At 60.5% G+C, this 13,023-nt stretch carries 11 protein-coding genes and 1 pseudogene; 9 read left to right on the forward strand and 3 right to left on the reverse strand.

The window, feature by feature from the left end:
* Together BBI10_RS27545 and BBI10_RS07265 are read left to right on the forward strand one after the other, a co-directional pair.
* Positions 1–1,298: pseudogene (locus BBI10_RS27545) on the forward strand (hypothetical protein); the annotation flags it as partial.
* A 341-nt stretch (positions 1,299–1,639) separates the two neighbouring features.
* Complete coding sequence (locus tag BBI10_RS07265) at positions 1,640–2,338, forward strand: transposase (RefSeq protein ID WP_065987708.1); 699 nt, start codon at positions 1,640–1,642, stop codon at positions 2,336–2,338.
* 291 nt (positions 2,339–2,629) lie between these two features.
* Here the strand turns inward: BBI10_RS07265 and BBI10_RS07270 are convergent, their stop codons facing one another.
* Both BBI10_RS07270 and BBI10_RS07275 read right to left on the reverse strand, forming a co-directional pair.
* Positions 2,630–3,436 (reverse strand): AraC family transcriptional regulator, encoded by an 807-nt coding sequence (locus BBI10_RS07270; protein WP_065987709.1) that lies wholly within the window; start codon positions 3,434–3,436, stop codon positions 2,630–2,632.
* A gap of 266 nt (positions 3,437–3,702) precedes the next feature.
* Positions 3,703–4,980, reverse strand: a complete 1,278-nt coding sequence (locus BBI10_RS07275; RefSeq protein WP_065987710.1) for an acetyl-CoA C-acetyltransferase — start codon at positions 4,978–4,980, stop codon at positions 3,703–3,705.
* Positions 4,981–5,097: 117 nt separating this feature from the next.
* On the opposite strand from BBI10_RS07275, the gene BBI10_RS07280 reads away from it, so the two are divergent.
* The 6 genes from BBI10_RS07280 to BBI10_RS07305 all read left to right on the forward strand — a co-directional run bounded on the left by BBI10_RS07280 (position 5,098) and on the right by BBI10_RS07305 (position 9,931).
* On the forward strand, positions 5,098–6,465 hold the full coding sequence (locus tag BBI10_RS07280) for a 3-oxoacyl-ACP reductase (protein WP_065987711.1): 1,368 nt from the start codon (positions 5,098–5,100) through the stop codon (positions 6,463–6,465).
* 85 nt (positions 6,466–6,550) lie between these two features.
* Positions 6,551–7,408 (forward strand): MaoC/PaaZ C-terminal domain-containing protein, encoded by an 858-nt coding sequence (locus tag BBI10_RS07285; RefSeq protein WP_065987712.1) that lies wholly within the window; start codon positions 6,551–6,553, stop codon positions 7,406–7,408.
* A 180-nt stretch (positions 7,409–7,588) separates the two neighbouring features.
* The gene (locus tag BBI10_RS07290) at positions 7,589–7,894 is read left to right on the forward strand and encodes a MazG-like family protein (protein WP_065987713.1); all 306 of its coding nucleotides are present in this window, start codon (positions 7,589–7,591) and stop codon (positions 7,892–7,894) included.
* Positions 7,891–8,640 (forward strand): methyltransferase domain-containing protein, encoded by a 750-nt coding sequence (locus BBI10_RS07295; protein ID WP_065987714.1) that lies wholly within the window; start codon positions 7,891–7,893, stop codon positions 8,638–8,640. Before BBI10_RS07290 ends, BBI10_RS07295 begins: the two co-directional genes overlap by 4 nt.
* A 48-nt stretch (positions 8,641–8,688) precedes the next feature.
* Positions 8,689–9,318, forward strand: coding sequence for a DUF4136 domain-containing protein (locus BBI10_RS07300; RefSeq protein ID WP_065987715.1), 630 nt, complete (start codon positions 8,689–8,691; stop codon positions 9,316–9,318).
* A gap of 43 nt (positions 9,319–9,361) precedes the next feature.
* Positions 9,362–9,931, forward strand: a complete 570-nt coding sequence (locus BBI10_RS07305) for a DUF4136 domain-containing protein (protein ID WP_065987716.1) — start codon at positions 9,362–9,364, stop codon at positions 9,929–9,931.
* A 167-nt stretch (positions 9,932–10,098) separates the two neighbouring features.
* Here the strand turns inward: BBI10_RS07305 and pbpC are convergent, their stop codons facing one another.
* Entirely contained in the window at positions 10,099–12,435 is a 2,337-nt protein-coding gene (gene pbpC, locus BBI10_RS07310) for a peptidoglycan glycosyltransferase PbpC (protein WP_065987717.1), read from the reverse strand.
* Positions 12,436–12,596: 161 nt separating this feature from the next.
* Here pbpC and BBI10_RS07315 point away from each other — a divergent pair, with 161 nt between their 5' ends.
* Positions 12,597–12,890, forward strand: coding sequence for a hypothetical protein (locus BBI10_RS07315; protein WP_065987718.1), 294 nt, complete (start codon positions 12,597–12,599; stop codon positions 12,888–12,890).
* Positions 12,891–13,023 lie beyond the last annotated feature (133 nt).

Below are 13,023 nucleotides of genomic sequence, written 5' to 3' on the forward strand. Positions count from 1 at the left end.
TGAACGTCACGACATTGGGCGCCCAGAGCAGGGGCATCTCCAAGGACCTCCTCAAAACGCTGACCGACGGCTCGACCTTTACGCTGAAGCTGGAAGCGTCTTTTGATGGCGGTGCAACGCGTTTTCCGTTTTCGGAACAGGCGTACACCATTAGGAGCGCACCGGCGGTAATTCCGGCGCCGGTCATCGTGGAAGCGCTGGCGGGGACATTGAATCCGATCACCGTCGTGGGCGGCGCCACGTTTCGTGCGAGTTACCCTGGCATGCGAGCCACCGATACTATCGTGCCGGTCTGGAACGATATCTCCGATACCATTCCGTCGAAGCCTGGTGAACCCGGTGGCTCTCCGCCGGAGACGGTTGAGTCCCCTGTTCCGGCGACGATGATTGGAGCGGTTATAGGCAAGACGATTGACGTGCGCTACCGAGTTTACCGTGATAGCCGGACGTATTTCTCAGACATTCTCAAATTGACAGTTGAGGCGATCCCCCCTGCGTCACTGCCAACGCCGCAAATCACCGAGGCTCTGGGGGACGTTTTAGATTTGAACACTTTTGCCGGTGATGCAAATGTTACGGTAGCGCCTTGGCCTTTTATTGCTGAGGGTCAGACAGTTTGGCTGAGGGTAAAGGGGTCCAATGGGGTGCCGGAAGTCACATTATTTGATGGTTATTCATTGGTCAAGGAGGATGTGAAAGATGGTATCGGGCGCCCTATTGCGCGCTTGGAGCTGGATAAGCTCCAGGACGGAGATACATTAACGACGACATGTAAGGTTGGGTTGTCCGGCCAAGATGGCGAGTTATCTGCGCTACCATTTCCAACTCAAGAATATACAATCAGCAAAGTGCAGATGGAGGAGACTTTCCACGGCGTAGAATCGCAGCAGGTACCGGAGCACGGAAGTGTTGAGTGCGAAACGTTAATACTAACTGCGAATGGGAGATATGGAGATGGTCAAGGCTGCCGAGTCGTCGAAGATTTTGGCGCTATAGTCTCATCTTACAGATACACACCCGGATCACTCACATTAGTTGCAACATTAAAATCCACATACTCATCGGTAACCGCATACGTAGAAATGTACGTACTGGGAAGTGGCGTAATTTTCTCGCAAGTCAGAGCATATGACGAGGGTGGCGGCATTGTTTATAGCAAAACTCTCCAAGAAGTTGTCGGCTTATCGGGCTATGAGCTACCTATAATCGCTACAAAAATAAAAAGGCTAGAATTTACATCTGACATACAATACGGAGGATCTCTTACAGTAAAGCGATTGAAATACATTAAAGGGTAAAGGAGTCTGATTAATTTGCAGTAAATCACTGTAGATAAATCAGCTTGCTATCGAGCGCTTCTTCCAGACATCTTTACGTTGCTTAGACCGTTTCTTGATAAAGTACTGATAAAGGGGTCTGATTTATTTAAACCGGGGACAGATTAATTACGGTGAAGCGTGTAAATAAATCAGTTCCCTTGCATCTCTAAATAAATCAGACCCTTGCCGTCCCCTTGCCTCGAGTCAGCGCTTTTGGTTCGCTTACGCTACAAACGTTGCAATCAATTTGCCCCCTTTGACGCAGGTCGCCCTGAACCATCGCGGCTACGCTGATCCTTCCCAAAGACGGAGGATCAGTCATGCCCCGCATTGCTCGTATCGTGTTGCCCGGTCACCCTCATCATATTGTTCAGCGCGGCCATAACCGGCAAACGGTGTTTGCCCATGAGGACGATTTCGCGCGTTATCTGGATGATCTTCAGGAACTCAAAGATGTGTTTGACGTGAAGGTGTTTGCGTTCTGCCTGATGACCAACCATGTGCACTTATTGCTAGCCCCGTCATGCACCGAAGGATTGGGGAAGTTGATGAAGGCGCTTGCTGCGCGCATGACGCGGTATCGCAATAAGCTGGAGGGGCGGTCTGGAACGCTATGGGAGAGTCGTTACAAGTCTAGCGTTGTGCAGTCCGATGGATATTTGCTGGCGTGCAGTCGGTATATCGAACTCAATCCTGTGCGGGCCGGAATGGTTGAGCGCGTGGAGGAGTATCGATGGTCAAGCTTTGGGTTGCGGTTCACCACGAATGTGCAGCACCACTGGCTGGATGTTCATTCCTGTTACGAGGCGTTGGGTCTGACACAGCTTGGTCGGCAACAGGCGTATCGGGCGTTTTTTGAGGCGCCAGCGGCTGACGGCGAGTTGAGACTGATTCGGAATGCACTGCAGAGGGGGCAATTGACGGGGGGACGGCAGTTTGCTGATGAGGTTGAACAGGTGTTGGGGCGACGGGTTCAATACCGGGGCCGGGGTCGGCCTCAGGGTGTATTGGGTACTTGATCAGGGATGGATCAGATCGGATTTGGCACGCGGGGACAGGGCACGCGCGGCACTCGGGGACAGATTAATTTACGGTGAAACGTTGTAAATAAATCAGTCCCCTTTCCAGTAAGGGTGTATTGCGTACTTGATCAGGGATGGATCAGATCGGATTTGGCACGCGGGGACATGGCACGCGCGGCACTCGGGGACAGATTAATTTACGGTGAAACGTTGTAAATAAATCAGTCCCCTTTCCAGTAGTCCCCTTTCCAGTAAATAAATCAGTCCCCTTTCCACGCCTACCTACTGTTATTGGCTGCGAAAGAGCTCGCCGGGGGTAAGCCCGAACAGGCTTTTGAATGCGGCGATAAATGCGGATGTCGAGTCGTAACCCGAGGCCAGCGCTGCGCTGGTCACGCTTGTGCCCTCCTCCAGCGCTTTAAGTGAGGACAGCAATCGGGCGCGTTGTCGCCAGCCTCGAAAGCTCAGGCCGGTCTCCCGCTGGAACAGGCGCATGAGGGTTTTCTCGGACATGCTCAGTCGCGCTGCCCACTCGGTCAGGGTGATGAGCTGCTCAGGTTGTTCGATGAGTTCATTGCACAGACCGAGCAGGCGCGCATGCCTTGGCAGCGGCAGGGAAAACCCCACTTCAGGCAGACTTGCCAACTGATCGATCAGCACCTGCACCAGGCGCATCTCGCGGCTGTCGACCTGTGGATATTCCGCCGGCAGTTGGCAGAACGCTTTGATCAGCTCCCTGGCCAGCGGCGTGACTTCCAGCACGCGACAGCGGTCCGGCGCCCACTCGCAATCCTCCCTGCGCACATAAAGACTGCGCATCTCGGCGCGGGTTGACGTGACCACTTCATGGTCGAGACCAGCCGGAATCCAAACGCCCCACTGCGGCGGAGCAAAGAAGCTGCCATGGGGGGTGTGAACGCCAAGTACGCCACTGATGGCGTAGGAAAACTGCACCCAGTCGTGGCTGTGAGTGGGGGTCCATGAGCCTTGGCTCAAACTTTCGGCTCGGGCGTAGAGCGCGCGCGGTAGGGCCTTGATCGCCGGGATTTGACGCTGAGTATCGAGGCTGCGTGAGGAGTGTTCGTCAGTTGCCATCGCTGGAGCCTGTTTGGGGGATGACAGCTGATGCAGAATCGGGCTGCCGCACTGGACTAAAAGGGATAATGACTAAAGGGGTCTAATTTATTTGATTTTGGTTCCCTTCAAACGGGGACAGATTACTTTACGGTGAAGCGCTGTAAATAAATCAGTCCCCTTTAAAGCAATTTACGGTGAAGCGCTGTAAATAAATCAGTCCCCTTTAAAGCACTGTAAATAAATCAGTCCCCTTTAAAAAAGTCCCTTAAACACACTTTAAAAAATCAGCTCTCGATGATAGCCGTAACGCCCTGACCACCGGCCGCGCAGATGGAGATCAATCCACCCCCTCCTCCTTTCTTGCTCAGCAACTTCGCCAGATTGGCGACAATGCGCCCACCGGTCGCAGCGAACGGATGTCCCGCCGCCAGCGAGCTGCCTTTCACATTGAGCTTGCTGCGATCAATCGATCCCAACGGCGCATCCAGGCCCAAACGGGTTTTGCAGTATTCCGGGTCTTCCCACGCCTTCAACGTACACAGCACCTGCGCTGCGAAGGCCTCGTGAATCTCGTAATAATCGAAGTCCTGCAGCGTCAACCCGTTGCGTGCCAGCAGACGAGGGACGGCGTAGACCGGAGCCATCAGCAGGCCTTCGTGACCGCGCACGAAATCCACGGCGGCGGCCTCGCCATCCCGCCAGTAGGCCAGAATAGGCAAGCCCCGCTCACGCGCCCACGCTTCGCTGGCAAGCAGCACCAAGGACGCGCCATCAGTCAGTGGCGTCGAGTTGCCCGCTGTCAGCGTGCCTTTGGCGCTGCGCTCATAAGCAGGCTTGAGCGAGGCGAGTTTTTCCAGGCTGGCGTCGGCTCGCAGGTTGTTGTCGCGGGTCAGGCCGAGAAACGGCGTGAGCAGGTCGTCCTGCCAGCCTTCCGCATACGCAGCGGCCATTTTCTGATGGCTCTCCAGCGTCAGTTGGTCCTGCGCCTCGCGGGGGATGCCCCAGGTCTGCGCCATCAGCTCGCAGTGCTGGCCCATCGACAAACCGGTGCGGGGTTCGCCATTGCGCGGCAGTTCCGGCTTGAGGTTATGCAGGCGCAATTGTGTCAGCGCCTTGAGCTTGTCAGCCGTCGTCTTGCTGCGATTGACCTGCAACAGAATCTGCCGCAGGTCCTCGTTGACGCCGATGGGCGCGTCGGAGGTGGTATCGACGCCGCCGGCAATGCCGCACTCAATCTGACCGAGGGCGATCTTGTTCGCCACCAGCAGCGCCGCTTCAAGCCCGGTGCCGCAGGCTTGTTGAATGTCGTAGGCCGGCGTTTGCGGCGACAGCCTTGAGCCGAGCACGCATTCACGGGTGAGGTTGAAATCACGGGAGTGCTTGAGGACCGCGCCGGCGACGACTTCCCCCATGCGCAGGCCATGCAGATTGAAACGCTCGATCAGACCCTCCAGCGCGGCAGTCAGCATGTCCTGATTGCTGGCGGTGGCATACGCGCCGTTGGAGCGAGCGAACGGAATGCGATTACCGCCGACAATGGCCACGCGTCGTGTCTGAATCATCTAAATCTCCCTGCCCTGAATGCGTCTATTGTTTGAGAAGCGCTGCCTGACAGCGTAGGACCTATTACCCGACCACGCGGTCCACTGATTTGAACCCAGACTCAAGGAGAGTGTTCCATGGCATCCGATCGCTACATTGACTTCGTCAACTCCGACCTCGGCCGCAAGCTGGTCGGGGCCGTCGGTTTGCCTGCGCCCGCACGTCTGGAGCGCTGGCAGGCGGGTCGGTTGCGTCCGGTTGAGGGCGCGATGTTGCTGAGCACGGGGCCATTGGCCGAGCGGGTCAGCGCCTTTGCGCCACGCCTGACCGACGTGTTGTTCAGTGCTGGCGGTGCAGTGACTGGCGAAAATACCGGCGCCCAACCCTGGACCGCCGAGCAGAGCGAGAAGATCAAGGCTGTGGTCTTCGACGCCAGCACGCTACTGCACACCTTTCAGCTGAATCAGTTGCGCGAATTCTTTCAGCCGATCTTGCGTCATCTGGATAACAGCGCCCACGTCGTCATTCTCGCGCGCTCGCCCGATGCCCAAACCGATCCGCTGGCGGCCAGCACGCAGCAGGCCATCGAAGGTTTCAGCCGCTCGCTGGCCAAGGAAATGCGCAACGGCGGCACGGTTCAGCTGCTGCAAGTAGAGGACGGCGCCGAAGATCAACTGGAAGGCGCGCTGCGGTTTTTCCTGTCGCCGAAGAGCGCGTTCATCTCCGGTCAGGTCATTCGCCTGAGTGCCTGCCATCAGCAGGTTCAGGACTGGACCCGCCCACTGGCCGGACGTAAAGCGCTGGTAACCGGCGCAGCCCGAGGCATCGGCGCGGCCATCGCGGAAACCCTCGCCCGTGACGGGGCCGAAGTCGTGTTGCTGGATGTGCCCCAAGCCAAATCCGATCTCGATGCGTTGGCGGCGCGTCTTGGCGGGCAGGCGCTGGTGCTGGACATCTGCGCACCGGACGCTGCCGCTCAGTTGATTGAACACCTCCCCGGCGGCCTGGATATCGTCGTGCACAACGCCGGCATCACCCGGGACAAGACGCTGGCCAATATGCCCGCGGACTTCTGGGACTCGGTGCTCGACGTCAACCTCAATGCTCCTCAGGTGCTGACCCAGGCGCTGATCGACAGCGGCGCACTGCGCGACAACGGCAGTGTGATTCTGCTGGCGTCGATCAGCGGACTGGCAGGCAACCGCGGCCAGACCAACTACACCACCAGCAAGGCCGGCCTGATCGGCTACGCACGGGCAATGGCGCCGACGCTTAAAGCGCGGGGCATCAGCATCAACGCCGTGGCGCCGGGTTTTATCGAAACCAGCATGACGGCGCACATGCCTTTTGCCCTGCGAGAGGCCGGTCGACGCATGAGCTCTTTGGGTCAGGGCGGTCAGCCGCAAGACGTGGCGGAAGCAGTGGCCTGGCTGGGTCAGCCGGGCTCCGGCGCAATGAGCGGCCAGGTGCTGCGCGTGTGCGGCCAAAGCGTGCTTGGCGCCTGAGTGAGCACCGACACGATCACCGTTTGAGCTCGCCCCGTCGGTCCGAGGCGTGCCTGATCTGCAGCATCACCACAGGAGAAGCTCGATGAGTGCGCACTGGCGGTATCTGGACACGCCCCCGGCCTTGCCCGGTTTGTTCATGCAAGCGGCGCTGCGGCGCAAGGTCAGCGGCACCCAATTGCCGGATCAGGGCCTGCGGTGCTGGATGTCGGTAGACCCGGATAAAGTGAAAGCGTTTGCTCAGGTCTGCGGGTTCGTGCCCGGCAGCCTGTTGCCGCCCACTTACCCCCACGTGCTGGCCTTCCCGCTGCAGATGAAGCTGCTTACCGACAAAGACTTCCCCTTCCCGCTCCTCGGGCTGGTCCACTTGCATAACCGGATCAGCATTCGTCGCCCGCTCGGCAGCGTGATCAAGGTGCAGGTCAGCGTACGCGCCGGCCATCTCAAGCCCCACGCCAAAGGCGCGACGTTCAGTCTGATCACCCAGATCGAGGATGCGCTGGGCCTGCTGTGGGAGGAAGAGAGCACGATGCTGTGCCGAGGCGTTCACGTGGATGGAGAGATCGAAGGCGATGACGAGCCCGCGCCACTGCCGATGACGGAACTGGCGACGTGGTCGGCGCCGTCGGACATCGGTCGCCAATACGCGAAGGTCAGTGGTGATTACAACCCGATTCACCTGAGTGACAGCAGCGCCAAACTGTTCGGTTTTCCCAAGGCGATTGCCCATGGGCTGTGGATAAAAAGCCGCTCGTTGGCGGCCCTTGAAGATCACCTGCCGGCCTCGAATGTGGAGATATCGGTGGCATTTCAAAAACCAGTGCGGCTGCCCAGCGGGGTGACGCTGTCTGCCAGCGCGGCGGGGTCCCATGGGCAGTTCAAGGTTGAGGGGGCGGAAGGGATCGTGCATGTGCTGGGGAGCTGGCGGCCGGCTTCGGAGTGATGGCTGTGCTTGGGCCATCACTTTTGCGGTGTGGCATCTGCCGCTTTCCCGGCTAAAGCCGGTCCTACAAAGGGAATCGGCGCACCGTCGTGGTGGGTCTTGAACCTGCATCTCTGAACACTGCGACCCCTTGCATCAATCCCTTATCCCCCTGAAGCTACGCACCTTCAGGAGACCCCCATGAACCTCGACGAACTCACCGAACGCCTGCATCGCATCCGCGATAACAACGACTGGCGGCAATTTCACAGCCCGAAAAACCTGGCCATGGCCGCCAGCGTGGAAATGGCTGAACTGGTGGAAATCTTCCAGTGGAAAACCGAAGATCAGTCCCGCCAACTGCCGGCTGATGAACTGGCCCACGCCGGGCAGGAAGTCGGGGACATCGTGCTTTACCTGCTTTTGTTGTGCAGCGAGTTGGGCCTGGACATGGATGAAGTCGTGCGCGCGAAACTGGCGGACGGCGAACGGCGGTTCAGCCAATGAGCGACCGTCATTTCGATCAACTGGCGACGCGCTTCGCTGAAAAAATCTACGGCGGCGCCAAGGGCGCGATCCGTCTAGCGGTGCTGCAAGCTGACCTCACCGAGAGCCTGCCGGATCGTCCGTTGCGCGTGCTGGACATTGGCGCGGGGCTTGGCCACATGTCGTTGTGGCTCGCCGGACGCGGCCATGACGTCACTTTGGCTGAGCCCGCCGCCCCCATGCTGGAGGGCGCCCGCCAGCGCTTCGCCGATGCCGGTCAGCGCGCCACGTTCATTCAAGCACCTTGGCAAGCCCTGCCCGATATTCTGACCGAGCGTTACGACCTGGTGATCTGCCATGCAGTGCTGGAGTGGCTGGACGAGCCGTTCACGATTCTGCCGGTGCTGCATCAGTTGACCGAGCCCGACGGCTGGCTGTCACTGGCTTTTTACAACCGCGACGCACTGATTTACCGCAACCTGCTCAAGGGCCACTTCCGCAAGATGCGCAAGAACACCCTGGCCGGTGAAAAACAGAGCCTGACGCCCCAGGAGCCTGTTGATCCCCGCGAACTGGCGGCGCAACTTGGCTCCCTGTGGCGAGTCAGAACCCAGAGTGGCGTTCGGGTTTTTCACGATTACATGCCGGTCGAGTTTCAGGCCAAAGCTGATCTCGCGGACCTCTTGGAAATGGAGCTCGCACACCGTCGCCACCCGGCCTTCGCCGGACTGGGACGCTATCTGCACTGGATGTGCCGGGCTGTCTGACCCACGCTGGTTGATACACGCTGCTTAACACTCGCTGCGGAGACCCTCATGAAACGCCGTCTCGCTTTGCTTTCCCTCTGCATGGGCCTCGCCGCCTGCCAGAGCCCCAACCCTTATCGCGCCGTGTCTGCGGCCATTCCACCGGCGCCGCCTCAGGCCGCCAATGCGATCGACATGAGCGCTTACCCTGCGGCGCCGCGCGACTATGGCCGCTATCGCAACTGGGCCTGGCTCAACGGACAGTTGCCGCCGGGCACCCTCTGGGCTGACTCTGCTCAACTGGCCGAAGCCGTCAGCAACGGGCTGGATCAACGCGGTCTGCGGCCTTCGCAGAACCCGCAGGCGGCAGACCTGCGCGTGGCCGCCGATGCCCATGCAGAGACCCGGATTCGGCAGGTGCGTGACGACTATTACGATCCGTACTACGGCGGTTCAGGTGTGGGTTATTACGGTAGCAATGGGTACCGCAATGGTTACGGCGGTTATGCCAGCGTGCCGATCGTGCGCACCTATCAAGAGCAGGTAGTTGTGGTGCGCATCAGTCTGTTCGATGCCCGCAGCGGTCAGCCGGTCTGGAGCGCGAGCGCCGAAACTGCCAGCGGCGGCGATCAGTCGACGCGCGCCAAAGCCCTGCGCCAGGCCGTACAACAAGCCCTGACGGCCTACCCGCCGTCCTGATTTCGCGCCCCATGGCGTTTTGTTTACACGCTGGAGAAATCCCATGTACCGCCGCATTGCTGTCCTTTGTGTCGCCCTGCTGCTCGGCGCCTGCCAGACTGATCGGGTCAACCGCGACTTCGACGCCCAGCGCGATTTCGGCGCCTACCGGTCCTGGGCGTGGAAGGAGCCCGGTTTGCAATATCAGCCCGACGATCCGCGGATCAAAAGTGACCTCACCGAGCAGCGCATTCGCCAGGCAGTCGGCGAGCAGCTTGAGCAGCGCGGCCTGCGCATGGCGGCGCCCGGCGTGAAAGCGGACGTTCAATTGCAGACGTGGCTGATCGTTGAGAACCGTCAGCAGACGGTCACCACCAACTACGGCGGCGGTGGCGGGTATTGGGGCAATCCATGGGGCGGCTACTGGGGCGGCCCGATCGGCACCGAGACGCGCAACATCGATTACAAAGTCTCGACGCTGCAGATCGACATGCTCGACGGCAAGGACGGCAAGCTGGTGTGGCGTGGCAGCACCGAACAGATGGTCAGTGACGGCAACGCCAACCCTGCTGCGCGCGAGCAGGCTTTGCGCCAGACGGTGCAGAAAATCCTGCAGCAATACCCGCCCCATTGAGGGTGGATCCCAGTTCTCAGCCGGTGAGGCATGGTCCATGTGGGAGTGAGCTTGCTCACGAAGACGGCATTGCAACCGCCGAAGATTCAGCGGTTGTAGCACCCATTCGCGAGCAAGGTGGACCGCCACCCCGCTCGCGCCCACAAGAGTGGGGCGAACTCCAGGCCTCAATCCACCACACTGAATTCCACTCTGGCAGTCTGTCCGCTTTCATCCAGCACGCTCAGTTGATATCGCCCCATGCGTGTGAAGGTGTGGGTGTAGCTGTCCTGACTGGCGGTGTCGCCCACCGGCGTGCCGTCGATGAACCACCAGCGCCGGCCACTTCCGCCCAGCGCCGACAGCTTGAGGCGCAATAGCTGCTGACTGCCGGCAGGCAAGCGCAACTGATCGCCCTCTCGCACCCCCACTACCGACAACGGCGGCGCCAGGCTCAACCCTTGGGGCGGGCATGACGGGTCGATGTCCGGCAAGCGTGCCTCGCGCCGCTCGCTCTTGGGCAGCCAGGGTTCGAGCGGCGCCGGCCAGAGGGCAATCTCTTTGGCCTGAGCCTGTGGACAACTTGCCGCGACGCGCAAGCCCTTGTCGTTCAGCCAGACTTTCTCCGTGAGCCCCAACCCCAACGGCTGATCGGTCGCCTGCATGGTCGGCGGCGTCGTGCCGTCGAGGGTCCAGGCGAAACGCTGGCGACGGCAGTTCGGGTCGCTTTTGCTCATCGGCTGCCCCAGCGGCCAGCAGATGGCGGCAACGCCGACGTTGAGCGGCACCGGCAACACGGGCGGCAGGATGTTGCGCTGGGCGTCGCGGTTCACCAGCAGGTCGTGAACCTGCAGCATCAGTGGCGCTGCCGACGCCAGCCCAAACTGCCCCGGCACCGGGGTTCCGTCCGGGCGGCCGATCCACACGCCGATCAGAAACATCGGCCCTACGCCAATCGACCACGCATCTCGAAAGCCGTAACTGGTGCCGGTTTTCCAGGCCAGTTGCGGGCGCTGCACAAGCTCGGCGTGGGGATCGAGGTCAGGCCGGGATTGGCCGCTGAGAATCCGCCGAATGATCCACGCCGCGCCGGGCGACATCATCGGTCGGTCACGCAGACGGTCATCGGGCTGCAAACGAATGTCCGCACTGCGTCCGCCCCGCGCAAACGCGCTGTAGCCACCGACCAGATCTTCCAGCCGACTGCCTGCACCGCCAAGGATCAACGCCAGATTGGGTTCGGCCAGAGGCGGTAGAGTCAACGGCACGCCGCCATTGCGCAATTCCGCCGCAAAGCGCTTGGGGCCGTAGGCTTCCAGCAACTGCACCGCTGGCAGATTGAGCGACATCGACAGCGCCGAGCTTGCCGCCACCGCACCGTTGAAGCCCGACGAAAAATTGCCGGGACGATAGTCGCCATAGCGCCTTGGCACGTCCTGCAGCAATGACTCGGAATGGATCAGCCCGGCGTCGATGGCCTTGCCGTAGAGAAAGGGTTTTAGCGTTGACCCGGGTGACCGCAGCGCGCTGACCATGTCCACATGACCAAAGCGTTTGGCATCACCGATGTCCACCGAGCCGACGTACGCGCGCACGGCCATGTTCTGCGCTTCTACGACCAGAATCGCAGCGGACGTGCGCTCGGGGAGACGCGCGCGCCAGCCCAGCAGCAGGTCTTCGAGACGTCGCTGCAGACCGGCGTCCAGGGTGGTGCGGATCAGCGGCGGGCTGTTCGGGCGGTTCAGGCGCCGGGCGAGCAAAGGCGCCAGGCTGGGTTCCTGGCGAGGTGCGAGCAGCAGCGGTTCTTCCAGCGCTTCGTCAACGGCCCCCTGGGGCCAGGTGCCGAACTCGGCCAGACGCCGTAACACCTTGTCCCGCGCGGCCTGGGCGCGTTGCGCGTGGCGATCCGGACGCAAGCGACTCGGCGCCTGGGGCAAGACCGCCAGCAGCGCCGCGTCGGCACGGGTCAGCTGCTGCGGGGACTTGCCCAGGTACGCCCAACTGGCGGCGGCGACGCCCTGCAAGGTGCCGCCAAACGGAGCGCGGTTCAGGTACAGCACCAGAATGTCCTGTTTGGACAGGTGCCATTCCAGCTGCGCTGTGCGCCACAGTTGTCGGAGTTTTCCCGCCAGCGTGCGCGAATGCGGGTCGAGCAAACGGGCGACCTGCATCGACAGCGTGCTGCCACCGGACACCACGTGGCCGCCAGCGAGGTTCTGCCAAGCGGCGCGCGCCAGTGCCATGGGATTTACGCCAGGGTGCTGATAGAACCAGCGATCTTCGTAGGTCAGCAGCGCTTCGAGGTAATAGGGCGACACCTGGTCGACCGTCACCGGATAGCGCCAGACGCCATTGGCATCGGCGAACCGCCACAACGGCGTGCCGTCTTCGGCGAGCACCACGCGCGCCAGATCGTCCTTGGGCAAGGGCAGCGGCCAGATCCGATCGGCCAGCCAGAGCAGCAGGCACACCATGAGCAGGCTGCCGATGAGCCAGGCGAAAGCGCGGGCAAAGCGTCGCCCCATTCGCGAGCACGCTCGCTCGCACGATCCCGAGCGAGCCTGTCGTAGCAATAATCGGGTGATCTTCACAGAAAGCCTTTACCCGACAGGGAACTCGCCCGGACAATCGACGGCCAAAGCGAGCAATGCCGTTTTTGGTCCACGCCCCTCATCAGGAAGCAGATATGCAGGTAGAAAGCGTTTTCGAATGGCTCGGCCAAGTGATTGGCGCCGTGATCCGCTTCGTCGTCGACGGCTTAAGCTGGTTGTTCAACATGTTCACTCACGCGGGCGGCAATTTCGTTGACGGCCTGTCGCGCACGCTGGGCATGGACACTTCAATCGTCAGCATCGTCGCCCTGGTCATCGGGTTGATGCTGCTGTATTCAGCGATCCGCGCCTTCATGCGCGCCTCGATCATCATGGGGATCATCTGGCTGTTTCTAGGGTTGTGGCTGTTGAGCTGGATTATTCATTGATACGTCAGGAACCGGGGACAGATTAATTTACGGTGGAGCGTTGTAAATAAATCAGTCCCCTAGCGTCACCTGACGCAAAGCGTCAGTAAAGGCTGCTACCACGCAGAGCGTGGAAGCGATCATCAGCGTAATC

Source organism: Pseudomonas graminis (genome assembly GCF_001705435.1).
GTDB lineage: Bacteria > Pseudomonadota > Gammaproteobacteria > Pseudomonadales > Pseudomonadaceae > Aquipseudomonas > Aquipseudomonas graminis_B.